This is a genomic window from Pseudomonas sp. 14A (assembly GCF_018132745.1).
In the GTDB taxonomy this organism is placed as follows: Bacteria; Pseudomonadota; Gammaproteobacteria; order Pseudomonadales; family Pseudomonadaceae; genus Aquipseudomonas; species Aquipseudomonas mercuritolerans.
In genome coordinates, this window is the sequence record NZ_JAGRQJ010000001.1 from 357,306 (window position 1) to 382,987 (window position 25,682).

A 25,682-nucleotide genomic window follows, 5' to 3' on the forward strand; every position below is an offset into this window, starting at 1 on the left:
TTGAGTCGCCAGCGCCGCAGCAGGCTTGGCTTGGCGCAGGGCGCCGGGTGGCGCGCATTATCCCGGTGCGACGGGTGTGTAGCAAATGTTGGTTACATTTTGCCCAACAAAATGTACCGAGCGGTTCGCTGCATGGCTATCACTTGGCCATTATCCAGATTTGACGCGGCGTGTCTGTCAGGTGTCTCTGGGATGGCCGGCGGTTTTTTCCATGTCTGGGCGTCGATTTTTACACCTGACGGCGTAGTCCATGTCGGTGAAGGTAGCGAAGCGCGGTCACCGCCAACTACACTCGGTCATTCTTTGATACACGGAGGTTTGGTCATGCGGCGCGTGGTGTTCAATCAGAAAGGTGGCGTGGGCAAATCCAGCATCGCCTGCAATCTGGCGGCGGTCAGCGCCAGCGAGGGTTATCGCACGTTGTTGGTCGACCTCGATGCCCAGGCCAATTCCACCCAGTACCTGACCGGGCTCACCGGCGACGACATTCCTATGGGCATCGCCGATTTCTTCAAACAGACCCTGTCGTCCGGGCCGTTCTCGAAAAAGAATCAGGCGGACATCTACGAAACCCCGTTCGACAACCTGCACATCATTACCGCCACTGCCGAACTGGCCGACCTGCAGCCCAAGCTTGAGGCTAAACACAAGATCAACAAGCTGCGCAAGTTGTTGGACGAATTGTCCGAGGACTACGACCGGATTTATCTGGATACCCCGCCGGCACTGAACTTCTACGCGGTGTCGGCGCTGATTGCGGCGGATCGCGTGCTGATTCCCTTCGACTGCGACAGTTTCTCGCGTCAGGCCCTGTACGGGCTGATTGCCGAGATCGAAGAGTTGAAGGACGACCATAACGAAGGCCTGGAAGTGGAAGGCATCGTGGTCAATCAGTTTCAGGCCCGGGCCAGCCTGCCGCAGCAGATGCTCGATGAGTTGATCGCCGAAGGCTTGCCGGTGTTGCCGGTGTACCTGAGCAGTTCGGTGCGCATGCGCGAGTCGCACCAGGCCAGCATGCCGCTGATCCATCTCGATCCACGGCACAAGCTGACGCAGCAGTTTGTGGAACTGCACAACCTGCTGGAAGACCACTGATACCCCGACTCACACGCAAATCCTGTGGGAGCGAGCCTGCTCGCGAAGAGGCCGGCACATTCACCATCGGCGCTGAATGATCGACCGCCTTCGCGAGCAGGCTCGCTCCCACAGGGTGGTCTGTGTTGGGTCAGATGCCTTGGCTACGCAACCACGCCATCAACTGCGGCAATGGAAATGCACCGCTTTGCCGCGCCACTTCCCTGCCGTTTTTAAACAGAATCAGACTCGGAATCGAGCGAATCCCCAACTGCGCCGACAACTGCTGGTTCGCTTCGCTGTCGAGCTTGGCCAGCCGACACTTGCCCGCCAACTGCGCCGCAGCCTGTTCGAACACCGGCGCGAACGACTTGCACGGCCCGCACCAGTCCGCCCAGACATCCACCAGCAGCGGCAGATCGCCCTTGATCTGACTGGCGTAATCGCCTTGCTTGAGTTCGAAAGGCTTGCTCAGCAGTACCGCAGATTTGCAGCGTCCGCACTTGGGTTGATCGGCGAGACGCTCGGCTGGAATGCGGTTGACGCCGTTGCAGAAGGGGCAGGGGATGAGGAGTGGGGTGGTCATGATTGGTTCTCTGATAGGCAGTCTATAGAACTGATTTGGAGTCGATCTGCCAACTTATCAATGTCGCAACTGCTCACATTTTTCTCAAAACCGTTCCGGGATCGATGGCTAGTCTGAAGACCAATTCGGCGTTTTACGCTTGTCGTGAGGAGATCGCTTTGTCTGTATCTGCGTGCTACTTTTGTTGCACTAATCCAGGAATCGATGATTCCTCTGCATCAAATCGGAGCGACATAATGTCCGTAACTTCCAAGATACGCCGCCAAGGCGGCGCTGCCGTCATTACGATTCCGCCCACGCTTTTAAAGTTGTTGCATCTGGAGGTTGGCGCACAGCTAGAGCTGAATGTGGTCGATGGCGAACTGATTGCTCGTCCAGCCGTAGCCGCTACGCGTAAGCGTTATAGTTTGTCAGAGCTACTCGAAGGCGCAGAAGAATTGCAGAAACTTAACGCCCAGACTAGCGAGACTCTTGAAGGTGATTCTGTCGGCCGGGAACTGGGTTGATGGTGCGCCGACAGCCCCCTCAGCGGGGTGACGTTTACTGGATTGATCCAAACCCAGTGGCGGGGCGGGAGATGATGAACAGACATCGCTTTGTGGTGATTACGCCCAGAGAGATCAACGCATTGGGCGTGAGCATGACGGTGCCTGTTACTAGCGGTGGGAATTTCAGCCGGAATATGGGTTTGGCGGTCGCCATTACTGGCCACGAAACCAATGGTGTAGCGGTGTGTAATCAGGTTCGCAGTTTTGACATAGAACAACGGGTACGAAACGGCACGGCCAAATTCATCGAGCGACTGGATGATGTGACAATGTCTGACATCGTCGACCGTGTAATCAGTGCAATCGACCCGCTAAGCTGAAGCGCCTACGAAGAACAACTGATCTCCAAATGCTTGCCCCACTCCGGTGGCCGCTCGGCGTAACCCTCCATCCCCGGCTGCTCCTCAAACGGTTTGCTCAGCACCGCATGCAGCCGGCGCACTTCGGAATAATCGCCTTGCTCGGCCGCATCGATAGCTTTTTGCGCAAGGTAATTGCGCAGGATGTACAGCGGATTGACTGCATGCATTCGTGCGCGGCGTTGTGCCTGATCGGCGCTGCCGTCGCGGGCCACCCGGGCGATGTAGCGTTCGCCCCAGGCATCGAAACCCTTGATATCGACGAAGTCATCGCGCAGGCGAGCGATGGCCTGTTCGGCTGACTTTTCACCGAGGCGGCGGAAGAACAGCGTGTAGTCGACGCCGCTGTTCTGCATCAGTTGCAGCAGGTTTTCCAGCAGTTGCTGATCGTCATCCTCGGCAGTGGTGAAGCCGAAGCGGCGGCGCATCAGGTCGAGGTAGTGCGCCTGGAACAGCGGCAGGTACAAGCCGAGGGTTTCCCGCAGGGCTTCGACGCTGATGAATGGCGTCAGTGCCTGGGCGAGGGCGCTGAGGTTCCACTGCCCCACCGGCACCTGATTGCTGAACGAGTAGCGGCCCTGATCGTCGGAGTGGTTGCAGATGAAATGCGCGTCGAAGTCATCGAGGAAGGCGAACGGGCCGAAGTCGAAGGTGATGCCGAGGATCGACATGTTGTCGGTGTTCATCACGCCGTGGCAGAAGCCATAAGCCTGCCACTTGGCGATCAGCTCGGCGTTGCGCTCGACGATCTCGCGGAACATCGCCAGATACGGTTCCGGTTGTTCCAGGCATTCGGGAAAGTGCATCGCCAGCACATGCTCACCAAGTTGCTTCTGCTGCTCGGGGCGCTTGGTGTAGTAGAAATATTCGAAGTGGCCGAAGCGGATATGGCTCGGTGCCAGACGCAGCACCATTGCCGCGCGTTCCTGTTTTTCCCGCCAGACCGGCGTATCGGAGCCGATCACGCAGGCGGCGCGCGAAGATGGAATGTTCAGCGCAAACAACGCCTCGGAGGCGAGAAATTCGCGAATCGATGAGCGCAGCACCGCGCGACCATCGCCCATGCGCGAAAAGGGCGTTTGCCCGGCGCCCTTGAGGTGCAGGTCCCAGTGCTCACCAGCGTTGTTGTAGACCTCGCCCAGCAGCAGACCGCGACCGTCACCCAGTTGCGGGGTGTAGCCGCCGAACTGATGCCCGGAATACACCATCGCCCGTGGTTCGGCGTCGGCCCACAGCTTGTGGCCACCGAACAGTTGCGCGAATTCTTCGGTTTCAGCGCTGGCCGGATCAAGATCCAACAGAGCCAGGGCGGCCGGACTGGCGACCACCAGGCGCGGATTGTCGATCGGCTCGGGCAGCACGTGCGCGGAGAACGCGTCGCCCAGGCGGGCGAAGCGATTGTCGAAAGTCAGTTCGTCGAGGGCTTTCACGGGCCGGCTCCAGCAGAATGTCCGAGCATTCTGCTGGGACCATGTCGGTTAGTCGAGTTTGCTCGGTGGCGGTTCCGGCAACGGTTTCTGCCCGTCGACGATCGGCACGATGGTTTTGTTCTCGGGTTCCACAGGCACCATCTTGTATTCCTGGCCGTGCAGGTTCTTCAGATAAACCTCCATCTGCCGGAACGAGATATTGATGTGCTGCTTCTTGAACTCGCGATTGATGAAGCGGTTGACCTCATCCAGCACCGGGTTGCGGTCACCGAGATCGCGCACATGCATGCGCAGTTCGTGGTCGAGGGTGCTTTCGCCGAAGTTGAGGAAGTACACGTGTGGCTCCGGTTCTTTGAGCACACGCGGGTTCTCCCGGGCCGCTTTGAGCAGCAGTTCCTTGACCAGGTCCAGATCCGAACCGTAATCGACGCCGAGTTTCAGCGTGACGCGGGTAATGGTGTCGGTCAGCGACCAGTTGATCAGTTGCCCGGTGATGAACGTTTTGTTCGGGACAATGATGTCCTTGCGGTCAAAATCCGTGATGGTCGTGGCGCGGATGCGGATCTTGCTCACGGTGCCCGAGAGGTTGCCGATGGTGATGGTGTCGCCGATTCGCACCGGGCGTTCGAAGAGGATCATGATGCCGGAGATGAAGTTGGCGAAGATCTCCTGCATACCGAAACCGAGGCCCACCGACAGCGCCGCCACCAGCCACTGCAACTTGTCCCAACTGACGCCGAGGGTCGACAGGGTGGTGACGAAACCGACTCCGGCAATCACGTAGGACAGCAGCGTGGTTGTCGCATAAGCGCTGCCCTGGGCCAGGTTGAGCTTGGACAGTACGAACACTTCGAGCAGACCGGGCAAGTTGCGCGCCAGCGCGAAGGTGATGCCGATGATGATCAGCGCGCCGAGCATGTCGCCGATGCTGATCGGCACCATGCTCATGTTGGCGCCGGTGCCGCTGGTGTATTCGTAGAGGGTGATGTTGTCCAGATACGAGAACACCGAAATCAGGTCCGACCAGACCCAGTACAGCGCCGCGATGAAACCACCGAGCAGGGCCAGGCGGATCAGGCGCAGGGACTGTTCGTTGACCTTTTCGATGTCCAGGGTCGGCTCTTCGATCACCGCTTCGCCGTCGCCGGCCTCTTTTGCCGCCTGCCGTTTGGCCAGCGCGCGCTGGTAAGCCAGACGCCGCGCGGCAACGCTCAGACCACGCACGAAGGTGGCCTCGATCACCAGCCAGAACATCAGCAGGTACAGGGTATTGATCAAGCGGTCGCTGAGTTTCAGCGCGGTGTAGTAGTAGCCGAAGCACACCGCGACAAACAGGGCGATCGGCAGCAGGGTGAACATCACCCCGACTGCCTTGCGGAACAGTGAAGCATTCTGGTGCGTCGGGCTGCTGATCAGCAGGCGACTGAGCAGCCATGCCATCAAGGCGTAGCAGGTCAGCACTACCGGCATGCCGAGCACGTCATCGGCCAGCGCCGCCGGTTGCAATTCGGCGACTGCTACCACGGCCACCAGCGCCATGACCACAAGGCCCAATCGACGCACCCAGCCCTGAAGGAACTCGACCTGCGGCTTCTCCCAGCGGAAGTGCAATTCCGCCACGCCACCCGGCGCAAGAATCCGGTACGCGGTGTAGAACACCAGCCAGGCCTGGCCCATCTGCAACAGCGCCGCGCCCATGTTGGCGTTCTGCCCGCGCGCGTCGATCTGCAGGGCCAGGCCGCACAGCGCCAGACCCAGCGCCACCGGCATCGCCAGCAGAATATTGATCAGGATCGCCTGCGGCGTATGCCATTGGCTGTCGCGCTTGAAGTGGCCGATGTCCTGGTGAACCTTGTTGAGGCGTCCGTACAGCGCCTTGCGGCGCCACAACAGGGCGCCGATCAGCAGCGCCAATGGCAGGAACAGCAGCGGGCGCTGGGTCAGGCCGTCAGCCAGTTCGCTCAGGCTCGATGCCCACGGCAAGGTGTTGACCTGCCGCTCCAGGCGCTCGGGCACACCGCGCATCCATTCCACGTCCAGCGGCTTGTTGCTGGGGATCCAGAACATCTGTTCGTCGAGGGTCGCGCGCAGGCTTTGCGCGGTGCTCAGCAGTTGTTTCTGATTGAGCTGCAGGGTGATCGACTCATTGAGCATCGCGCTCAATTCGCGGTTCAGCCGCTCAAGCAGATCAGCGCGGGTGTTGGCCAGATCGAGCAGGCTTTTGCGCAGTTGCGGGGTGACCTGCTCTGGCGGCTGGGTGGCCAGCAGATTGTCGACATAGGTCGCCGGGTTGCTCAGCAGCTCTCGCTGCTGGCTGACATCGAACTGATACAGGCGAATATCGGCAATCTGATCGGCGAGGTCGCGGTCGACCTTCAGGTGCGGCAGCGCCTGCTTCTGTTTATAGAGAATTTTCGACAGCAGCAGGCTGCCCTTGAGCACGCTGATCTGCTCGTCCAGTGCCGAATCGCTCTGGGTCAGGGTGTCGAGTTGCTGTTTGGTCTGCAGGTTCTGCTGCGTGACTTCGTTGAGACGGTCGGTGCTCTTGAGCAAATAGTCGGAAAGCTTGAGATTGGTCGCGCTCTCGCTCGCCAGCAGGCTGCTGCCGCCGGCCTTCTGCGCTTCGATCGATTGCTGGGTAACGGTTTCCTGCGACTGCGCCAGACGCTTCTGGTTGATCAGGGTTTGCAGTTCCTGGATCTCGCGGTCGAGGCGGTCGGATTTCTCCGAAAGCAAGTCGTGCTGGGCATTGCCGAGATCCTGCAACTGGGTGTTGCCGGCCAGTTCCTGGCGGCGCAGTGGAATCAGTGCATTGAGTGCGGCGAGTTCGGCGTTCAACTGGTCGCGCTGTTCGGCGGTGACCGTTTTGCCCGTGTCCTTGCCGGATTTGAGGATGGTGTTGATCTGCTGGATGCGCGTCTGGCTGGCGGAAATTTCCGCCTGAGCGCGCTCGGGGCGAGTCTGGGCGGTGATGATCAGGCTGTTGGCGTCGGCCAGGGCTTTTTGCAGATCGCTCTGCTGGGTCGAGCGATCGGTAAGGATCTGCTCCAGTTGCTGAATCGACTCCTTCGGAAAACGCTGCGCGACCGGCACTGGCGCGGTGGCCTTGAGGCGGCTGAGTTCGCGGGTGTTTTCAATCGTCTGCTTCGGCGCGTTGGCCAACTGACGCTTGAGATCGATCAGTTTCTGCTCGTAATCACGCTGGTTGTTCAGCTGATTGAGGGTGTTCTGCAGGACGGTCTGCAGGGTCTTCTTGTCGGCGTCCGGCAGCTTGCTGTCGGCCAGCTTGTCGAGGCTGGCCTGCACGGCATCGCTGGACGGTGGTTCGGCAGCATGCAGCGGGCCGACGACAAGACTGAGGCCCAGCAGGGCCGCGGCGAAAAAGGAGCGCAGGGTAGGCATAGAGACCGGTCAAGCAAGTGAGAGTGGGAGCAGTTTAGAGGAAGAGTCCGGGGCCCGGGCGACTTCCTTCGGGGAATCTGACGCCCACTTTGCCGATCTTGTTCCCGTCCATGACCGCCACCGTCCAGTGGGTGTTGTTCCACTCCACCTGGTCGCCGACGATGGGAGCACCCCCGACTTTTTGCGCGATGAACGCGCCCAGAGTCATGTCCGGATCGATGCCTTCGGCCGGCAAGCCATACAGCGCTGCAACCGCTTTAAGCTGGGCGTCTCCTTCGAGCACGAAGTCGCCGAAGAAACGCAGATCGAGGCCGCGTTGCGGTGCCTGGCTGAACAGTTTGCCGAGGGCCGGCAAGTTGTGTTCATGGCCAATAACACACAGCAAATCATCGACTTCCAGCACCGTACTACCCGACGGATGGAGCAGTTGCTGGCCACGAAACAGCGCCGCGATGCGTGTGCCTTCGGGCATTTTCAGCTCACGCAGGGGCGAACCGATGCACCATTTCTCCGCGCCGAGCTTGTAAACGAACAGTTCCCACTCGCTGGTCACGTGCACTTCCAGTGCCGCCCGGGAAATCGGCGCGGGTTCCGGCGGCACCGTCACCTTGAGCAGCTTGGCCACCCACGGCAGGCTCGTGCCCTGCACCAGCAGCGACACCAACACGATGAAGAACGCGAGATTGAAGTAGAGCTGCGCTTGCGGCAGCCCGGCCATCAGCGGGAATACCGCGAGAATGATCGGCACCGCGCCGCGCAGGCCGACCCAGGAAATAAAGGCTTTTTCACGACCGTGGAAGGCCTTGAACGGCAGCAGGCCGACCATCACCGACAGCGGCCGCGCGAACAGAATCATCCACAGCGCCAGACCGAGGGCGGGCAGGGCGATCGGCAGCAGATCGTGGGGCGTGACCAGCAGGCCCAGCACCAGGAACATGCCGATCTGCGCCAGCCAGGCCATGCCGTCGAGCATATGCAGAATGCCGTGGCGGCTGCGCACCGGGCGGTTGCCGATCACCAGACCGCACAGATAGACAGCGAGGAATCCGCTGCCATGCAAGGCGTTGGTCAGCGCGAACACCACCAGACCGCCGGCGATAATCAGAATCGGATAGAGCCCGGCGGCGAGATTGATGCGGTTGACCAGTTGCCGCATCACCCAACCGCCGCCCAGACCGATCACGCCACCGATGCCGAACTCGCGGATCAGGTGGGTCAGCAGGCTCCAGTGCAGGCCGGTTTCGCCGCTGGCGAGCATGTCGATCAGGGTCACGGTGAGGAACACCGCCATCGGGTCGTTGCTGCCGGATTCGATTTCCAGACTGGCGCTGACCCGTTCGTTAAGGCCTTTACCGCCGAGCAGCGAGAACACCGCAGCGGCGTCGGTCGAACCGACAATGGCGCCGATCAGCAGGCCCTGAATCAGATTGAGGTCGAACAGCCACGCCGCGGCCATCCCTGTCAGCCCGGTAGTAATCAACACCCCGACCGTGGCCAGCGACAGCGCCGGCCATAACGCCACGCGGAAACTCGAAACCCGCGTGCGCAAACCGCCGTCGAGCAGGATCACTGCCAGGGCGAGGTTGCCGACCAGATAGGCCGTCGGGTAGTTATCGAAAATAATCCCGCCACCATCGACCCCGGCGGCCATGCCGACCGCGAGAATGATGACCAGAATCGGAATGCCGAGACGTGAAGACAGCGAGCTGACAAGAATGCTTGCGCCTACCAGCAACGCGCCGATCAAGAACAGGCTGTTGATGGTCGTCGCATTCAAAGGCAGTACTCCAGAAGCGTAAAGACGAGGCACAAACTGACCATGCAGTCTGCGTGCCAGCGATTCTAACCTGTTGAAATGTGATGCTGTCAAAAAGGATTTCAGGGGGGCATCGGAATTCGAGTTCGACACGGCATTGCTGCCCCTCACCCTAGCCCTCTCCCGGAGGAGAGGGGACTGATCGGAGTGAATGTGCCTGCTGCTGCGCCCTGAACTACCGAGTCGAACGGGCATTTCGAAAGCCCCCCGATCTGCTCCCTTCCCCCTCGCCCCCTTGGGGGAGAGGGCTGGGGTGAGGGGGTCGCTTTTGATCTTGCTTTCGGTTACAGGCTGAACCGCCCAACCATATTGTTCAGATCCAGCGCCAACCGCGACAGCTCATTGCTCGCCGCGCTGGTCTGATTGGCGCCGGTCGCCGACTGGACCGACAGATCGCGGATGTTGACCAGATTGCGATCAACTTCCCGCGCCACCTGCGCCTGCTCTTCGGCAGCGCTGGCGATGACCAGGTTGCGCTCGTTGATTTCGACGATGGCGCTGTTGATGGTGTCCAGCGACATCCCGGCGCCACGGGCGATGTTCAGCGTCGACTCGGCGCGCTCGGTGCTGTTGCGCATCGAATCCACGGCGTGTTCGGTGCCGCTCTGGATGCTGCCGATCATGCGTTCGATTTCGCTGGTCGACTGCTGGGTGCGATGGGCCAGTGCGCGCACTTCGTCCGCCACCACGGCAAAACCACGACCGGCCTCACCGGCACGGGCTGCTTCGATCGCTGCGTTCAATGCCAGCAGGTTGGTCTGGTCGGCCAGGCCACGGATTACGTCGAGCACTTTGCCGATGTCGCGGGACTCATTGGCCAGGTCGCCGATCAGCGAAGCAGTGCTCTGCACATCGGCGCTCATGCGTTCGATGGCGCTGACGGTTTCCTGCACCAGATCCCGGCCGTCGCCCGCCGAAGTGGTGGCGTTTTTCGAGGCTTCCGAAGTGCTCACCGCGTTGCGCGCGACTTCTTCGACAGCGCTGGTCATCTCATTGACCGCAGTGGCCGCCTGCTCGATTTCGTTGTTCTGCTGGGTCAGGCCGCGAGCGCTTTCGTCGGTGACGCTGTTCAGCTCTTCCGCGGCAGACGCCAGTTGCGTGGCCGAACCGGAGATGCGCTGCAGGGTGTCGCGCAGCTTCGCTTGCATCTTCGCCATCGCCGCCAGCAGGCGCCCGGCTTCATCTTCGCCATCGACATGGATCGGCTGGGTCAGGTTGCCTTCGGCGATGGTTTCCGCCGCCTCCAGTGCCTTGGAAATCGGCTTGGTAATGCTCACGGTCAGCAACCAGGCGAACAGCAGGGTCAGGCCGCTGGCGATCACCAGCAAGGTCACCACCAGATTGAACGACAGCGAATACTGATCCTTTGCGCCCTGATCAGTCTCGGCAATCTGCTGGGTGTTGATCTCCAGCAAGCGCGCCAGCGCGGTGTTCACCGCTTCCGAATTGCTCAGCAAATCGCTGTTGAGCATCTGCCGCAACTCGTCGATCTGATTGTTGCGCGACAGGGTTTTCATGCGCTCTTCAAGCTGACGGTACTGCGCCAGCAATTGCACGTATTGATCGTACGCCGCACGTTCCTGCGGGCCTTCGATCAGTGGCTCATACGCGCGTTGCGCATCCGCGATCTGGCGGTTGCGCATGTCGAACAGTTCGATGGTTTTCTGCTGCACGTCGGGTTCGCGGTTGATCAGCAGGCGGTAAGAGAGCACGCGCAGGCGCAGGGTCAGTTGGGTGAATTCGTCCAGAGCCTTGATCGACGGCACGCTGGCGGTAGCGATGTCTTCGCCGGCCGCGCGGATCTTGCTCATCTGGTTCAGCGCAAACACGCCGAGGATCAACATAAGGGCGCCGATCAGGGCGAAGCCGGTGAACGCCCGTGGGGCGATATTCATATTGCGAAGGGACATGGGCGGATACCGAAAAGGGCCGCATCCATGCGGGCTGAGACTGCTGTATGGGTGACTTATCGGTCATACGACTAAAGTCTTGAGGTGGTGTGCGTATTTGTCGCAGACACGCTTGAGCGACGAAGTGCAGGAACCAGATCGACCAATCACAGTCTTTTAAACTCGCGAGAAGCTTCGCCACCCAGGAAAATCAAGGCCTTGCGCCGGTTTAACCCTGGCATCCGTGGTGACTTTTCTTTATCGTACGCGCCCTTTGAAAAACGCTTGGAAGATCAAAATGTTGGAAGCATCCCTCAGCCAATTGGAACAGCTCGTCAGCGACCTCGTGCAACAGAACCAGACTCTGCTGCAGACCAACCAGACTCTGTCCACGGAACTGGCCCAAGCCAAGGATGAAAACGAAAGCCTGCAACTGAACCTGATGGAGCAGGAAGAAAAACACGGCGCCACCGCCGCGCGCATCCAGGCACTGGTTGATCGCGTCAATGCCGGTCCTGTCAGCGCATGAACCACGGCACAGCAGGGGTAAAAGTCATCTCCATTCTCGGCGAGGACTATTCGATCAAGGCACCGGCCGGGGAAGAACAGACCCTGCTGGACGCGGCGATGATGCTCAAGGCAGCGCTGGAAGACACCAAGCGCAAGTACCCGACGCTGATCGGCGACCGTTTGCTGGTGCTCGCAGCAATGAATCTGTGTTCACAGCAGATCGAAATGAAGAAACAGCACCAGGAAGAACTCGACCGTTATCAAGAGCAAGTCAGCGCCACGGTCGACACCATTGCCAAGACGATCAGTCAGGGTTGACTCGCTTTTCGCAGGGCCTCGGTACATTGAGGCGCTGAACATGCTGAGGTCTTGTTGTTATGAGGCTTGGAGTATTGGCTGCCAGTAGACTTTTGTTGTCCATTCTCCATCGGATTGCTTGATGAACTCTGAGTGAGAAACTCTATAGGTGGTATTTTCGATCGTCACTTCATCACCCTTGGAAAGCAGGTGGATATATTCTGTCGACGGAATTGGCTGAGCTGTGCTGTACGTCGTGCCTGCGAGGGTGGTGATCGTAATTTTGTAATGGATTACCGGGAAAACCATGACCTCGGTGAAGTGCCTTCGAATAATCATCGATTGAGAAGTCGAACTCCCGACAAAGTCGCCAATGAGCGCCGATTTAACAAACGTATCGTTGTCAGCCATTGCCTGAACAAAGTTCTCTCGTGGACCGGTGTCAGTCATGTTCTTTCTCCTGCTTTGGACGGCTTGGATCTGCGACGCGGATGCTTGTCACAGACGTGAAACCGTGAATCTAAGCCACCCGATGCAAGTTGTAACCTGTCAGACTTGACAGTGAATCCCTAGATATAACGGCCTGCTTCTTGCTAGTAAGGATACGGCTGTACCGAAGGTTGTGTTTTATTCTGATGCTCTTTGTATACAATCGGCACGGCTGTTGCAGTGGTTCAGGCTCTTATTCTTCGGGGGTGATCCATGCAGTGGTGGCGACGCAGTATTCAATGGCAGTTGATTCTCGGCATGGGCGCGGCCCTGCTGATCAGCATTGTGATCGTGGTTGGCATTTATACCCTGGTGGTCAACCGCCTCGCCCAGAGCTATCTGGTCGAGCAAGCGCTGCCGTCGAGCATCGAAGCGACGCGCAACGACATCGAGCGGATCCTCGTACAACCACTCACCGCCGCCAAAGACATCGCCAGCAACACCATGGTGCGCGACTGGCTGGCGACAGGCGAAGACAGCAGCAAAACCGCGCTCTTCGCGCAATATCTGGAAGGCATCCGCGCCGAACACAGAGCGTTCACCGCGCTGATCATCGGCACCGAATCCAATCACTACATCACCGAAAAAGGTCTGGATCGAACCCTCAGTCGTGCCAAACCGGCCGATGCCTGGTTCTATTCCTTTCTCGACAGCAATCAGCCGCGCACCCTCAATATCGACAACGACGGCGCCACCGGCGAACTGGCCTTGTTCATCGATCTGAAGGTCGAGCAGGCCGGCAAAGTCGTCGGTGTCGCCGGGCTTGGGCTGAGCATGAAAGAGCTGTCGGAGCTGATCCACAACTTCAGTTTCGGCGAGCGCGGCAAGGTCTATCTCGTGCGTTCCGACGGTCTGATTCAGGTCCATCCTGAGGCGCAGTTCAGCGGCAAACGCACCTTGACCGAGCAGATTGGTGCCAATGCGGCACAAGCGCTGATGGGGCACAAGGATGCGGTCAACAGCAGCTTCCAGCGCGACGGTGAAGACTTCCTCGCCTTCAGCCTGCCGTTGCGCGATCTCGGCTGGACGCTGGTGGCCGAAGTGCCGCAGTCGCAGATCTACGCCGAAGCACGCAAAGCGATGTGGATGAGTGGCGGCATCGGTCTGCTGGTGGCGCTGGTCTGCCTGGCGTTGGTGGTGTGGCTGGCCCAGGGGCTGGTGCGACCGATTCGACAAGTAACACGGGCGCTGGTGGCCATCGGTAGCGGTGGTGGAGATTTGACTCACCGGTTAGATTCCAGCCGTGCCGATGAGCTGGGCGACCTCGCGCGCGGCTTCAACCGTTTCCTCGACAGCCAGCGCGCAATGATCGGTGAAGTGCTGACCACCAGCGAGCGCTTGCGCACGGCCGTAGGGCAAGTGGCGACGGTGGTGGACAACACCGCCGAGCGTTCCGGCCGGCAGCAGGAAATGACCGACATGGTAGCCACTGCCGTCCACGAAATGGGCCTGACTGTGCAGGAGATCGCGCAAAACGCCGGCAACGCCGCGCTCGCCTCGCAAACTGCCCGTGATGAAGCGCTACAGGCGCGGGAAGTGGTCGGTGGCTCGATCCGTCATATCGAAAGCATGTCCGATGAAATCGGCGTGGCGGCGGGCGCAGTGGGTGAGCTGGCGCAGCAAGTGGCGTCGATCGATTCGGTACTGGCGGTGATTCGTGGCGTTTCCGAACAGACCAATCTGCTGGCACTCAACGCCGCCATAGAAGCCGCCCGTGCGGGTGACATGGGCCGTGGTTTCGCGGTGGTCGCCGATGAAGTGCGCACGCTCGCGCGCCGAACCCAGGCCTCGACCGACGAAATTCAACTGATGATAGGCAGCCTCAAGCAAGGTGCGGAGAACGCCGTGTCGTCGATGCGCACCGGTCAGGCTGCAACCGGCACCGGGGTTGAATCGAGCCAGCGCACCGGTGCGTCGTTGACGGCGATCACCGGTCAGGTCGAGCGCATCAGCGATATGAACCATCAGGTGGCGACGGCAACCGAAGAGCAGTCCGCGGTGACTGAAGAGATCAACCGCAACGTGCAGGGGATTTCCGATCTGGCACGGGCGACGGCGGGGGAGGTCAGGGCTTGTCGCGAAGACTGCCAGATGTTGCAGAAACTGGCGGATGATCTGGCGCGGCAGATGGGTGGGTTCAAGTTGAGCTAAAGGATCAAGATCAAAAGATCGCAGCCTTCGGCAGCTCCTACATTGGAATGCGTTTCCTGTAGGAGCTGCCGAAGGCTGCGATCTTTTGCTTTTAGAACCACGCGTCCCGCATCCCCAGACACGTATCATCCCGCGCCTCCAGCAAGTCCAGCTCATGCTGGCAACCCGGCACTTCCCATGTCAGGAAATACCGCGCCGCCTGCAACTTGCCCTTATAGAAGTCGACATCCGCCGAATTGCCTTTGGCCAGGCCTTCCTCGGCGCGGATCGCCTGCTCCAGCCAGCGCCAGCCGATCACTGCGTGGCCGAACACTTTCAGGTACAGCGCCGAGTTCGCCAGGCTGCTGTTGACCTTGCCTTGGGCCAGATCGGTGAGCAGGCCGATGGTCACGGTTTGCAAGCGGGCCACGAGTTTTTCCAGCGGTTCGCGCAGGGTGGTCAACGAATCGTATGCAGTGGCACGTTCGGCCGTGTTGGCGATCAATCGAATCAGCTGCTTGAGACCGGCGCCACCGTTCTGCGCCAGCTTGCGCCCGAGCAGATCCAGCGACTGGATGCCGTGGGTGCCTTCGTGGATCGGATTCAAGCGGTTGTCGCGGTAGTACTGCTCCACCGGGTATTCACGGGTGTAGCCGTGGCCGCCAAGAATCTGGATCGCCAGTTCGTTGGCCTTCAGGCAAAACTCCGAAGGCCAGGATTTGACGATCGGCGTCAGCAGGTCCAACAGTTCATGAGCCTGTTTGCGTTCGGCTTCGGTTTCCAGCGTGGTGGTGTCATCGAACAAACGCGCCGCATACAGGCCGAGGTCAAATGCACCTTCGACGTAGGATTTCTGCGTCAGCAACATGCGTCTGACGTCCGCGTGCTGAATGATCGCCACCGGCGCCGTGGTCGGATCCTTGCTGTCCGGCACCCGGCCCTGCGGTCGCTCACGCGCATATTCCAGCGAATACAGGTAACCGGCATAGCCGAGCATGACCGCGCCCATGCCGACGCCGATTCGCGCTTCGTTCATCATCTGGAACATGTAGCTCAAACCATGGTGCGGTTTGCCCACCAGATAGCCGACGCACTCGCCGTTATCGCCGAAGTTCAGCGCTGTGGATGTGGTGCCGCGCCAGCCCATCTTGTGGAACAAGCCGGCGAGCAGCACGTCGTTGCGCTGGCCGAGGCTGCCGTCGTCGTTGACCAGAAACTTCGGCACGATGAACAGCGAAATACCTTTCACCCCCGGCGGTGCGTCCGGCAGTTTGGCGAGCACCATGTGCACGATGTTTTCCGACAGCGGGTGATCGCCGCCGGAAATGAAGATCTTGTTGCCCTTCAGGCGATAGGTGCCGTCGGATGCGGGCTCGGCGCGGGTGCGAATGTCCGACAGCGACGAACCGGCATGCGGCTCGGTCAGGGCCATGGTGCCGAAGAAACGCCCGTCGATCATCGGTTGCAGGAAGCGCTGTTTCTGCTCTTCGCTGCCGAAGCTCTCGATCAGGTTGGCCGCGCCCATGGTCAGGAACGGGTACGAGGTCGACGCGGCGTTGGCGGACTGAAAGTGCGCGAAGCAGGCTTGCGACAGCAGGGTCGGTAATTGCATGCCGCCCGCTTCAAAACTGCGTGCGGCGTTAAGAAATCCGGCCTCGAGAAAGGCATCCACCGCCGGTTTCACTTCGGGAATCAGAATGGCCTGGCCATCTTCATAGCGCGGCTCGTTTTCATCGCCCTTGCGGTTGTGCGGGGCGAAATACTTTTCGGCGATGTTGCGCGCGGTGCCGATGGCGGCGTCGAAGGTCTCGCGATTGTGCTCGGCAAAGCGCTCGCGCCGGGTCAGGCCCTCGGCATCGAGGACTTCGTACAGCTCGAAAGCCAGATTGCGGGAACTGAGCAGCGTCTCGGACATGGCGGCCTACCTGGAAATTGGGGTTGGGCCGAGTCTAGGCGTGCTGATAAAGACTGAACAGGATGATTGATAAGCGTGATGTTGGAGCCGCGCGCGGACTTAACAGACGCCGAAAACAACTGTGGGAGCGAGCCTGCTCGCGAAAGCGGTGGGTCAGACAACATTGAGGTCGACTGAAACGCCGTCTTCGCGAGCAGGCTCGCTCCCACAGAGTATTGCGTACCAGGCGACCATTGCGGTCGCCTGGATTTACAGCGGTTTAACCGATCGTCATCAAGCTGGCATTACCCCCCGCCGCAGCGGTGTTAACGCTCAATGCCCGTTCGATCACCAGACGCTCCAGGGCAATGTTGGTCTCGCCCTGAGACAGGCCCTGAACGCCAACGATCGCGCCGCCACGCTGGGCGATCTGCTGGCAGACGCCGCGCAACTGGTCGGAGTGGCCGTGATGCAGCACGGCATCGAACACCACTTCGTCCTTGTTCCAGTCGGCAACGCGCTTGATCCGCGCCTGGACTTCCTTCGGCAGACGGGCGAACAAGGCCTTGCTCAGCTCGGTTTCTGGCCACACCGCCGAACCACCGACCGCCAGCACCGCCGCCAGTTGCGTCAGCAGATCACCTTCAACTTCCGCCAGGCACAGCACGTGCTCGCGCGGCAGGATCGCGTAGCTGTTTTTCTCGCCGGTCGGGCCAGCCAGCACGCGGGTGATGCCGCTCTGCGATTGCGCTGCGTATTGCACGCACAGGGTGCTCAGATCGGCGAACTTGTTGTTGTCGGCCCAGGCTTTCAACGCGTTCAACGATTGGCTCATGGCATCGCGCAAACGAACGTCCGGGGCGACGATGGCGTCACCGCGAGCGAAGGATTGCTCGATTGCGTCGCTAGGGCGCGTCGACAGCAGGCGATACAGATACAGCGGGCCACCGGCTTTCGGGCCAGTACCCGACAGGCCTTCGCCGCCGAACGGCTGCACGCCGACCACGGCACCGACGATGTTGCGGTTGACGTAGACGTTACCGGCGTTGACGTTGTCGATCACCTTGGCGATGGTCTCGTCGATGCGCGTGTGCACGCCCAGCGTCAGGCCATAACCGGAGGCGTTGATCTGGCCGATCAGTTGATCCAGCTCTTTGCGCTTGTAGCGCACCACGTGCAGTACCGGGCCGAAGATTTCGCGTTGCAGTTCGTCGAAGCTTTCCAGCTCGATCAGAGTCGGCATGACGAAGGTGCCGCGCTTGACCTCTTCGCTGTCGGCAATCGCCACCTGGTAAACATTGCGACCTTTGTCGCGCATGCCCTGGATGTGCTTGTCGATGCCAGCCTTGGCTTCGGCGTCGATCACCGGGCCGATGTCCACGGACAGACGCTCGGGGTTGCCGAGACGGCTTTCGGCCATGGCACCTTTGAGCATTTCGATGACGCGATCGGCGGAATCTTCCTGCAGGCACAGTACCCGCAGCGCCGAGCAGCGCTGGCCGGCACTGTCGAAGGCCGACGACACTACGTCGATCACCACTTGTTCAGTCAGTGCCGAGGAGTCGACGATCATCGCGTTCTGGCCACCGGTTTCGGCGATGAGCGGAATCGGACGGCCCTGGCTGTCGAGACGGCCAGCGATGTTGCGTTGCAGCAAGCGCGCGACTTCGGTGGAACCAGTGAACATCACGCCTTTGACGCGCTCATCGCCAACCAGACCGGCGCCGACGGTTTCACCGCGACCCGGCAGTAGTTGCAGCACGCCTTCCGGAATGCCGGCTTCGAGCATCAGGCGCACAGCCTGAGCGGCAACCAGCGGAGTCTGCTCGGCCGGTTTGGCCAGCACCGGGTTACCGGCGGCCAATGCCGCAGCGACCTGGCCGCTGAAGATTGCCAGCGGGAAGTTCCACGGGCTGATACATACCACCGGACCCAGTGGGCGGTGGGCGTCATTGCTGAAGTCGTTGCGCGCCTGCACTGCGTAATAACGCAGGAAGTCGACCGCTTCGCGGACTTCGGCGATGGCGTTGGCGAAGGTCTTGCCGGCTTCGCGAGCCAACAGGCCCATCAGCGGCTGGATCTCGCCTTCCATCAGGTCAGCGGCACGTTCCAGGATCGCCGCACGTTCGGCCGGCGGCGTGGCCTGCCAGATCGGCGCGGCGTTCAGCGCGCATTGAATGGCGTTGTCGACGTCTTCGACGGTCGCTTCTTGGACGTGACCGACCACATCGCGGTGATCGGACGGGTTCAGCACCGCGACCGGCGTTTCGTTGCTGGAGGCGCAACCGAGCATCGGCGCGGCTTTCCAGTCGTTGTGCGCGGTGGCGAGCAGGGCGCAGGACAACGAGGCCAGACGATGTTCGTTGGCCATGTCGATGCCGCTGGAGTTGGCGCGCTCGGCACCGTACAGGTCACGCGGCAGCGGAATGCGCGGGTGCGGCAGGCCGAAACCGCCTTCCACGGTGGCCATCTGCTCGATCTGTGCCACCGGATCGGCCACCAGTTCCTGAATCGAAATCGACTGGTCGGCGATGCGGTTGACGAACGAAGTGTTCGCGCCGTTTTCCAGCAAGCGACGTACGAGGTAAGCCAGCAGGGTTTCGTGAGTGCCGACCGGTGCGTACACGCGGCACGGACGGTTCAGCTTGCCCTCGGAAACCTTGCCTACAACCTGTTCATAGAGCGGTTCGCCCATGCCGTGCAGGCACTGGAACTCGTACTGGCCCGGGTAATAGTTCTGACCGGCGATGTGGTAGATCGCCGACAGGGTGTGGGCGTTGTGCGTGGCGAATTGCGGGTAGATGGCTTCCGGCACCGACAGCAGTTTGCGTGCGCAAGCAATGTAGGAAACGTCGGTGTACACCTTGCGGGTGTAGACCGGATAGCCTTCCAGACCCTCGACCTGGGCGCGCTTGATTTCGCTGTCCCAGTACGCGCCTTTTACCAGGCGGATCATCAGGCGATGGCGGCTGCGGCGGGCCAGATCGATCACGTAGTCGATCACGTACGGGCAACGCTTTTGGTAAGCCTGGATAACGAAACCGATGCCGTTCCAGCCAGTCAGTTGCGGCTCGAAGCACAGGCGCTCGAGCAGATCCAGCGACAACTCGAGGCGGTCGGCTTCTTCGGCGTCGATGTTCAGACCGATGTCGTATTGCTTGGCCAGCAGGGTCAGCGACAGCAGGCGCGGGTACAGCTCGTCCATCACCCGCTCGTACTGCGCACGGCTGTAACGCGGGTGCAGTGCAGAGAGCTTGATGGAAATGCCCGGGCCTTCATAAATCCCACGGCCGTGTGACGCTTTGCCGATCGAGTGGATCGCTTGTTCGTACGACGCCAGGTATTTCTGCGCGTCGACTTCAGTGAGTGCCGCTTCACCGAGCATGTCGTAGGAGTAACGGAAGCCCTTGGCTTCGAACTTGCTCGCATTGGCCAGCGCTTCGGCGATGGTTTCGCCGGTCACGAACTGCTCGCCCATCAGGCGCATGGCCATGTCGACGCCCTTGCGGATCATCGGCTCGCCGCTCTTGCCGATGATGCGGCTCAGCGACGAGGTCAGGCCGGCTTCGTTGTGGGTGGAAACCAGTTTGCCAGTCAGCAGCAGGCCCCAGGTCGCAGCGTTGACGAACAGCGAAGGGCTGTTGCCCAGGTGCGGATGCCAGTTGCCGGTGCTGATCTTGTCGCGGATCAGCGCATCGCGGGTGCCTTTGTCCGGGATGCGCAGCAACGCTTCGGCCAGGCACATCAGCGCCACGCCTTCCTGGGACGACAGGGAGAACTCCTGCAGCAGGCCCTGAACAATACCGGCACGACCGCCGGCACTTTTCTGGTTACGCAGTTTTTCGGCGATGGTCGCCGCGAGCTTGTTGGTGGCTTCGGCCATCGGTGCCGGCAGGCGCGCCTGCTCGATCAGCATCGGCACCACTTCAGGCTCAGGACGGCGGTAGGCGGCGGTGATCGAAGCACGCAGCACTGATTGCGGCAGGATGCTTTCAGCGAATTCGAGGAAGCATTGGTGAGCGTGATCGGTCTGCACTTCGCCTGCGTCATCGGCGTCTTTGGCGGTCAAACCGTTCAACTCGGTCAGGGTTGCACCACCCTCGAGTTTTTCCAGGTAATTGAAAATTGCCTGCTTGATCAGCCAGTGCGGCGTGCGATCAATCGAGGTTGCGGCAGCCTTCAGGCGCTCGCGGGTCGGGTCATCGAGTTTGACCCCAAGGGTGGTGGTAGCCATATTTTTATCCTCATGGTTGCCACAGTTGCGTGGCATCAGCTGGCCGCAAGATTAGCCGTGCGCTGAAGGAGGTGCAACCGGGTGCAACCCTTTTTTTGCCGGAATAATACGCAGCTCGTCAGGAATTAAATTCTGGAACGAAAGTGCTGCTCCTGCTTGGTGCTTTTGCTTCTAGCAAAGAGCCATGACTGCCACAAAAGGGAGCAAAAACGGGGTGATCGTCGATTAATCCGACTGGGTGCAACTAATTCTCGCGAAACTGGTTGCACCTTATTTGCTTTGTTGCATAGCATTCGCCGCCAAGGTGCAACCGGGAATAACCCGGTGCATCGGCTGATGGCTTTCCTGGGGAAACATCAGTCTTAAATGCGCGGGATCCCGGATCGTCTGCCAAACGTCGTCGTTTGCGAGCGGTTCACCACCGCCGCTACATAAAAACAAAGCCAGGGCGTAACTCAATGAGCGTAAGCAATCCAACCCTGATCACGTTCGTGATCTACATCGCAGCAATGGTGCTGATCGGCTTGATGGCCTATCGCTCCACCAACAACCTTTCCGATTATATTCTCGGTGGTCGCAGCCTCGGCAGCGTCGTCACCGCGCTGTCTGCCGGTGCCTCCGACATGAGCGGCTGGTTGCTGATGGGCCTGCCGGGCGCCATCTACATGTCCGGTCTGTCCGAAAGCTGGATCGCCATCGGCCTGATCGTCGGTGCCTACCTGAACTGGCTGTTTGTCGCCGGCCGTCTGCGTGTGCAGACCGAGCACAACGGCGATGCCCTGACTCTGCCGGACTACTTTTCCAGCCGTTTCGAAGATAAAAGCGGCTTGCTGCGGATCATCTCGGCGATCGTGATTCTGGTGTTCTTCACCATCTACTGCGCTTCCGGCATCGTCGCCGGTGCCCGTCTGTTCGAAAGCACGTTCGGCATGACCTACGAAACGGCGCTGTGGGCCGGTGCGGCGGCGACGATTGCCTACACCTTCATCGGCGGTTTCCTCGCGGTGAGCTGGACCGACACCGTCCAAGCCACGCTGATGATCTTCGCGCTGATCCTTACGCCGATCATCGTCCTGCTGGCCACCGGCGGCGTCGACACCACGTTCCTCGCCATCGAAGCGCAAGATCCGAGCAACTTCGACATGCTCAAAGGCACCACCTTCATCGGCATCATCTCGCTGATGGGCTGGGGTCTGGGCTACTTCGGCCAGCCGCACATCCTCGCGCGTTTCATGGCGGCGGATTCGGTCAAGTCGATCGCCAAGGCGCGTCGCATTTCCATGGCCTGGATGATCCTGTGCCTGGGCGGCACCGTAGCGGTGGGCTTCTTCGGTATCGCTTACTTCTCGGCGCACCCTGAAGTAGCCGGTCCTGTCACCGAGAACCCGGAACGCGTGTTCATCGAACTGGCGAAAATCCTCTTCAATCCGTGGGTTGCCGGTGTGCTGCTGTCGGCCATTCTGGCTGCGGTAATGAGCACCCTGAGCTGCCAGTTGCTGGTGTGCTCGAGCGCCCTGACCGAAGACTTCTATAAAGCCTTCCTGCGCAAGTCCGCTTCGCAACTGGAGCTGGTCTGGGTCGGTCGTGCCATGGTGCTGCTGGTAGCCTTGATTGCTATCGCGCTGGCTGCCAACCCGGAAAACCGCGTACTGGGCCTGGTGTCCTACGCCTGGGCCGGTTTCGGTGCTGCATTCGGTCCTGTCGTGCTGATCTCGGTTATCTGGAAAGACATGACCCGCAACGGCGCACTGGCCGGTATTCTGGTCGGCGCGATCACCGTGGTGGTCTGGAAGCATTTCGAACTGCTGGGTCTGTACGAAATCATTCCGGGCTTCATCTTCGCCAGCCTGGCCATCTACTTTGTCAGCAAGGCGGGTGAACCGACTCGCGGCATGGTTGAGCGTTTCGAGGCAGCGGAAAAAGATTTCCATCTGAACAAGTGATGGACTGAGCTTCGGCTCACATGAAAACGGCCCGCTTCCTAGAGGAAGCGGGCCGTTTTTTTTGTGCCTGTGATTTCTCGAATCCTGTGGATATCCATTGTGGGAGCGAGCCTGCTCGCGAATGCGATTGATCATTCAATGAATGTATCGACTGACATGCCGCTTTCGCGAGCAGGCTCGCTCCCACAGGGTGGATGGCAGGTTTGATTGAATTGTCTGTAGTCGAACGGCCGAATTAACAAGGTCGTTTCAGCAAACCACGTAGGGCAAATCTGAATTTCCCGTCACCTGCTCGGCACCCCTTGCCCCTCATGCAGAATCGCCCGCCCTCACACTGCAGAGAGACATCGGATGTTCGCGCCTGCCAATCAACCGCGTTTCACGTTGACACTCGAAGGCGCCCGGCATGACCTCAAAGTCCTTGAGTTCACGGGCAGGGAAGCCATCAGCCAACCCTTTCGCTTCGAGCTGGAACTGGTCAGCGAGCGGCCGGACCTGGATCTGGAAAGCCTGCTGCACGGTCAGGCGTTTCTGAGTTTTGATGCTCAGGGTTGCGGTATTCATGGTCAGATCTATCAGGTCGGGCAGGGCGATTCCGGGAAACGTCTGACACGCTATCACCTCAGCCTTGTCCCGCGTCTGACGTATCTGGGGCATCGCATCAACCAGCGTATTTTTCAGCATCAGAGCGTGCCGCAGATCATCACGCAGATCCTCAAGGACCATTCGATCCTGCGCGATGCCTTTGAATTTCGCCTGGGCAGCGAATACCCGGAGCGCGAGTACTGCGTGCAATACGCCGAAAGCGATCTGGCCTTTATCCAGCGCCTGTGTGCCGAAGTCGGCATTCATTACCACTTTCAACACAGCCCCGCAGGCCATTTGCTGGTATTCGGCGACGACCAGACCGTGTTCCCCAAGCTGCCCGAGCCGACGCTGTATCTGCCGGGCAGCGGCATGTCGGCGGGCGCGCCGGCGATTCAGCGTTTCAATGTGCGCGTGGAAACCCGCACCAGCGTCGTCACCCGGCGCGACTACAATTTCGAGAAACCACGCCTGTCGCTGGAAAGTCGCAGTGACGGCGAGCAGCGTCCAGTGCTGGAGGACTACCTCTTTCCGGGCCAATTCAACGATCGCGAAACCGGCAAACAGCTGACTCGGCGAGCGCTGGAACGGCACGTCGCCGATTACCGTCAGGCCGAGGGCAGCAGCGACGAGTCTTCATTGGTCTGCGGGCATTTCCTGCACCTCACCGAGCATCCGCGCAGCGACTGGAATGATCTGTGGTTGCTCACCGCCGTTGAACATCGCGGCCGCCAGCCACAAGTGCTTGAGGAATCGGTGACCAGTGATGGCGAATCCTTTCAGGGTTACCGCAATACTTTCGTCGCCACGCCGTGGGACGTGGTCTTTCGTCCGGCACTGTGCCCGGAAAAACCGCGCATGTCGGGCTACCAACCTGCCGTGGTCACCGGCCCGAAAGACTTGGAAATCCATTGCGATGAATATGGCCGGGTCAAGGTGCAACTGGCTTGGGATCGTGATGGCGAACTCAACGAGCACTCCAGTTGCTGGCTGCGCGTCGCGACCGGTTGGGCTCACGATCACTACGGCAGCGTGTTGATTCCGCGCGTCGGCATGGAAGTTTTGGTCGGCTTCATTGATGGCGATGCTGACAAGCCGCTGGTCATGGGTTGCCTGCCCAACGCCGCGACACCGATCCCGCTGGACTTGCCAGCGGACAAGACCCGCAGCATTTTCCGCAGCCAGAGCAGCCCCGGCGGTGGTGGTTATAACGAACTGCGCATCGAGGACAAAAAAGGTGCCGAGGAAATCTACCTGCGTGCCCAGCGCAACTGGACCCAGCACGTGCTCAATGACCAGCAGCTGCAGGTCGACAACCAGCGCAGCGTGGTGGTCACCGGCACTGCCCGGCATGAACTCAAGTCCGACGAGCAGCGCATCACCCACGGCCAGCGTCAGACCGAGGTCAGGCAGGATGACCATTTGTCCGTGCTTGGCGATCAGCAGGTTCGGGTGAACAGCCAGGCCACCAGCGCCTCGGCGCAGATCCATATCAGCGCAGGCCAGCAAGTGGTCATTGATGGCGGCGCGAGCGCGACGATTCAGGCCGGCGGACAGTGGATCAACATCGGCCCCGGCGGAATTTTCAGCAGCGTGCCGATTGTTGTGGGTGGCGCGCCGATGGCGGCGACCAGCGCTGCGCCGGTGGTGCCGGGATTGCCGGAGAAACTGGCCGCTGCGCCGGCGGCGGTTCTCACCGCCGCACAGATCATGAGTCTCAAAGGTGATGCGCCTTTCTGCGAAGAGTGTGAGCGGTGCAAGGACGGTGTTTGTGCAGCCTGAAGTACTGACCCCCGAAGATTGGCTGGCGCGGCAGCCGCTGCACGCGTCGGAGCAATTGTTCGCAATTTTCAGCCGCGCCAGCGATGCCGATGCTTTCAAAGCCTGGCAGGGCACGGCGATTCCGGTCTGGGCCGAGACCATTTATGCCGAGTGGGACGCGGTGATGTCCTATGTGGGAATTGTCGCTGCAGACAGTGAGTTTTTACGTTGGGTGGCGGAAACAGAATCAAGGGATTGGGGATGGTTGGCGGTGTCTTCGGCGGATCTTGACGTGCTGGTCGAACATTTCCGTAGCCTGACTCAAGTGCTGATGCCGGACGGTAAAGCGGTGTTTTTCCGCTTTTGGGACGGTCGTTTTCTGCTGCCTGTTTTGCAGTCTGGCGAGGTCAATCCCGCGCAATTGCTGCCGGTCGTTTCACGAGCCTTGATCAATGGCCAAGCCATTGAAATCGGGGGCCGTGCGCTGGTTTCGGGGCGAATCTTTCCGTGGTGGAACGTGCCGAAATCAGTGTTGGCGCAGACTGATGAGAGCGTACGCGTCGCGAACGCTCTGCAATGGCTGAGCGAAGAACAGCCAGCCATATTCGAGGCGTTTCCCGGAGCGGTCCTGCGCTGCAAGGTCGGGCAGTTTTTCAAATCATCAATGTCGGAAGATTCGTCACGATCGGCGCTTCTGGAGTTTTTGCTGGCAGAGGCAGAGTGAAATTTCGGGGC

Annotated in this window: 17 protein-coding genes; 9 read left to right on the top strand and 8 right to left on the bottom strand. The window is 60.2% G+C overall.

Annotation, left to right across the window (positions count from 1 at the left end):
• Positions 1-324 precede the first annotated feature (324 nt).
• Positions 325-1,095: a ParA family protein gene (locus PS14A_RS01495; protein ID WP_024011296.1), complete on the top strand. Its 771-nt coding sequence runs from the start codon at positions 325-327 to the stop codon at positions 1,093-1,095.
• 130 nt (positions 1,096-1,225) lie between these two features.
• Here the strand turns inward: PS14A_RS01495 and trxC are convergent, their stop codons facing one another.
• Positions 1,226-1,660 (bottom strand): thioredoxin TrxC, encoded by a 435-nt coding sequence (trxC, locus tag PS14A_RS01500; protein ID WP_212615126.1) that lies wholly within the window; start codon positions 1,658-1,660, stop codon positions 1,226-1,228.
• 236 nt (positions 1,661-1,896) lie between these two features.
• Between trxC and PS14A_RS01505 the strand changes: the two genes are divergently transcribed.
• Together PS14A_RS01505 and PS14A_RS01510 are read left to right on the top strand one after the other, a co-directional pair.
• Positions 1,897-2,166 (top strand): hypothetical protein, encoded by a 270-nt coding sequence (locus PS14A_RS01505; RefSeq protein WP_008077592.1) that lies wholly within the window; start codon positions 1,897-1,899, stop codon positions 2,164-2,166.
• Complete coding sequence (locus PS14A_RS01510) at positions 2,166-2,528, top strand: type II toxin-antitoxin system PemK/MazF family toxin (protein ID WP_212615127.1); 363 nt, start codon at positions 2,166-2,168, stop codon at positions 2,526-2,528. Before PS14A_RS01505 ends, PS14A_RS01510 begins: the two co-directional genes overlap by 1 nt.
• Positions 2,529-2,533: 5 nt before the next feature.
• Here PS14A_RS01510 and selO read toward each other — a convergent pair whose 3' ends face one another.
• The 4 genes from selO to PS14A_RS01530 all read right to left on the bottom strand — a co-directional run bounded on the left by selO (position 2,534) and on the right by PS14A_RS01530 (position 11,125).
• Positions 2,534-3,997, bottom strand: coding sequence for a protein adenylyltransferase SelO (gene selO, locus PS14A_RS01515; RefSeq protein WP_212615128.1), 1,464 nt, complete (start codon positions 3,995-3,997; stop codon positions 2,534-2,536).
• Between the two features lie 48 nt (positions 3,998-4,045).
• Positions 4,046-7,399 carry a mechanosensitive channel MscK gene (mscK, locus tag PS14A_RS01520; RefSeq protein WP_212615129.1) on the bottom strand — a complete coding sequence of 1,118 codons (3,354 nt, stop codon included), beginning with the start codon at positions 7,397-7,399 and terminating at the stop codon, positions 4,046-4,048.
• Between the two features lie 34 nt (positions 7,400-7,433).
• The gene (locus tag PS14A_RS01525; RefSeq protein WP_212615130.1) at positions 7,434-9,176 is read right to left on the bottom strand and encodes a potassium/proton antiporter; all 1,743 of its coding nucleotides are present in this window, start codon (positions 9,174-9,176) and stop codon (positions 7,434-7,436) included.
• A gap of 323 nt (positions 9,177-9,499) precedes the next feature.
• The gene (locus PS14A_RS01530; RefSeq protein WP_212615131.1) at positions 9,500-11,125 is read right to left on the bottom strand and encodes a methyl-accepting chemotaxis protein; all 1,626 of its coding nucleotides are present in this window, start codon (positions 11,123-11,125) and stop codon (positions 9,500-9,502) included.
• 277 nt (positions 11,126-11,402) lie between these two features.
• On the opposite strand from PS14A_RS01530, the gene PS14A_RS01535 reads away from it, so the two are divergent.
• Positions 11,403-11,633 carry a hypothetical protein gene (locus PS14A_RS01535; protein ID WP_122508526.1) on the top strand — a complete coding sequence of 77 codons (231 nt, stop codon included), beginning with the start codon at positions 11,403-11,405 and terminating at the stop codon, positions 11,631-11,633.
• Positions 11,630-11,932, top strand: coding sequence for a cell division protein ZapA (locus tag PS14A_RS01540; protein WP_056787426.1), 303 nt, complete (start codon positions 11,630-11,632; stop codon positions 11,930-11,932). Before PS14A_RS01535 ends, PS14A_RS01540 begins: the two co-directional genes overlap by 4 nt.
• Positions 11,933-11,989: 57 nt before the next feature.
• Here PS14A_RS01540 and PS14A_RS01545 read toward each other — a convergent pair whose 3' ends face one another.
• Positions 11,990-12,361 (bottom strand): hypothetical protein, encoded by a 372-nt coding sequence (locus tag PS14A_RS01545; RefSeq protein ID WP_212615132.1) that lies wholly within the window; start codon positions 12,359-12,361, stop codon positions 11,990-11,992.
• Between the two features lie 252 nt (positions 12,362-12,613).
• On the opposite strand from PS14A_RS01545, the gene PS14A_RS01550 reads away from it, so the two are divergent.
• On the top strand, positions 12,614-14,551 hold the full coding sequence (locus PS14A_RS01550; RefSeq protein WP_137215159.1) for a methyl-accepting chemotaxis protein: 1,938 nt from the start codon (positions 12,614-12,616) through the stop codon (positions 14,549-14,551).
• Between the two features lie 91 nt (positions 14,552-14,642).
• Here the strand turns inward: PS14A_RS01550 and PS14A_RS01555 are convergent, their stop codons facing one another.
• The gene (locus tag PS14A_RS01555) at positions 14,643-16,445 is read right to left on the bottom strand and encodes an acyl-CoA dehydrogenase (RefSeq protein ID WP_212615133.1); all 1,803 of its coding nucleotides are present in this window, start codon (positions 16,443-16,445) and stop codon (positions 14,643-14,645) included.
• A gap of 259 nt (positions 16,446-16,704) precedes the next feature.
• Positions 16,705-20,658 (bottom strand): trifunctional transcriptional regulator/proline dehydrogenase/L-glutamate gamma-semialdehyde dehydrogenase, encoded by a 3,954-nt coding sequence (gene putA / locus PS14A_RS01560; protein WP_212615134.1) that lies wholly within the window; start codon positions 20,656-20,658, stop codon positions 16,705-16,707.
• Between the two features lie 458 nt (positions 20,659-21,116).
• On the opposite strand from putA, the gene putP reads away from it, so the two are divergent.
• The 3 genes from putP (at position 21,117) to PS14A_RS01575 (ending at position 25,671) form a co-directional block, all read left to right on the top strand.
• A complete protein-coding gene (gene putP / locus PS14A_RS01565) occupies positions 21,117-22,601 on the top strand; it encodes a sodium/proline symporter PutP (protein WP_212615135.1) in 1,485 nt (494 codons plus the stop codon).
• A gap of 351 nt (positions 22,602-22,952) precedes the next feature.
• Positions 22,953-24,968 carry a type VI secretion system tip protein TssI/VgrG gene (gene tssI, locus PS14A_RS01570; protein WP_212615136.1) on the top strand — a complete coding sequence of 672 codons (2,016 nt, stop codon included), beginning with the start codon at positions 22,953-22,955 and terminating at the stop codon, positions 24,966-24,968.
• Positions 24,958-25,671, top strand: a complete 714-nt coding sequence (locus tag PS14A_RS01575; protein ID WP_212615137.1) for a DUF4123 domain-containing protein — start codon at positions 24,958-24,960, stop codon at positions 25,669-25,671. Before tssI ends, PS14A_RS01575 begins: the two co-directional genes overlap by 11 nt.
• Positions 25,672-25,682 lie beyond the last annotated feature (11 nt).

Coding starts and splice junctions, on each gene's coding strand:
- PS14A_RS01505 (WP_008077592.1), top strand. CDS start 1,897: ATGTCCGTAACTTCCAAGATACGCCGCCAAGGCGGCGCTGCCGTCATT.
- PS14A_RS01495 (WP_024011296.1), top strand. CDS start 325: ATGCGGCGCGTGGTGTTCAATCAGAAAGGTGGCGTGGGCAAATCCAGC.
- PS14A_RS01555 (WP_212615133.1), bottom strand. CDS start 16,445: ATGTCCGAGACGCTGCTCAGTTCCCGCAATCTGGCTTTCGAGCTGTAC.
- mscK (WP_212615129.1), bottom strand. CDS start 7,399: ATGCCTACCCTGCGCTCCTTTTTCGCCGCGGCCCTGCTGGGCCTCAGT.
- PS14A_RS01510 (WP_212615127.1), top strand. CDS start 2,166: ATGGTGCGCCGACAGCCCCCTCAGCGGGGTGACGTTTACTGGATTGAT.
- putP (WP_212615135.1), top strand. CDS start 21,117: ATGAGCGTAAGCAATCCAACCCTGATCACGTTCGTGATCTACATCGCA.
- trxC (WP_212615126.1), bottom strand. CDS start 1,660: ATGACCACCCCACTCCTCATCCCCTGCCCCTTCTGCAACGGCGTCAAC.
- PS14A_RS01550 (WP_137215159.1), top strand. CDS start 12,614: ATGCAGTGGTGGCGACGCAGTATTCAATGGCAGTTGATTCTCGGCATG.
- PS14A_RS01535 (WP_122508526.1), top strand. CDS start 11,403: ATGTTGGAAGCATCCCTCAGCCAATTGGAACAGCTCGTCAGCGACCTC.
- PS14A_RS01545 (WP_212615132.1), bottom strand. CDS start 12,361: ATGACTGACACCGGTCCACGAGAGAACTTTGTTCAGGCAATGGCTGAC.
- PS14A_RS01540 (WP_056787426.1), top strand. CDS start 11,630: ATGAACCACGGCACAGCAGGGGTAAAAGTCATCTCCATTCTCGGCGAG.
- tssI (WP_212615136.1), top strand. CDS start 22,953: ATGTTCGCGCCTGCCAATCAACCGCGTTTCACGTTGACACTCGAAGGC.
- putA (WP_212615134.1), bottom strand. CDS start 20,658: ATGGCTACCACCACCCTTGGGGTCAAACTCGATGACCCGACCCGCGAG.
- PS14A_RS01530 (WP_212615131.1), bottom strand. CDS start 11,125: ATGTCCCTTCGCAATATGAATATCGCCCCACGGGCGTTCACCGGCTTC.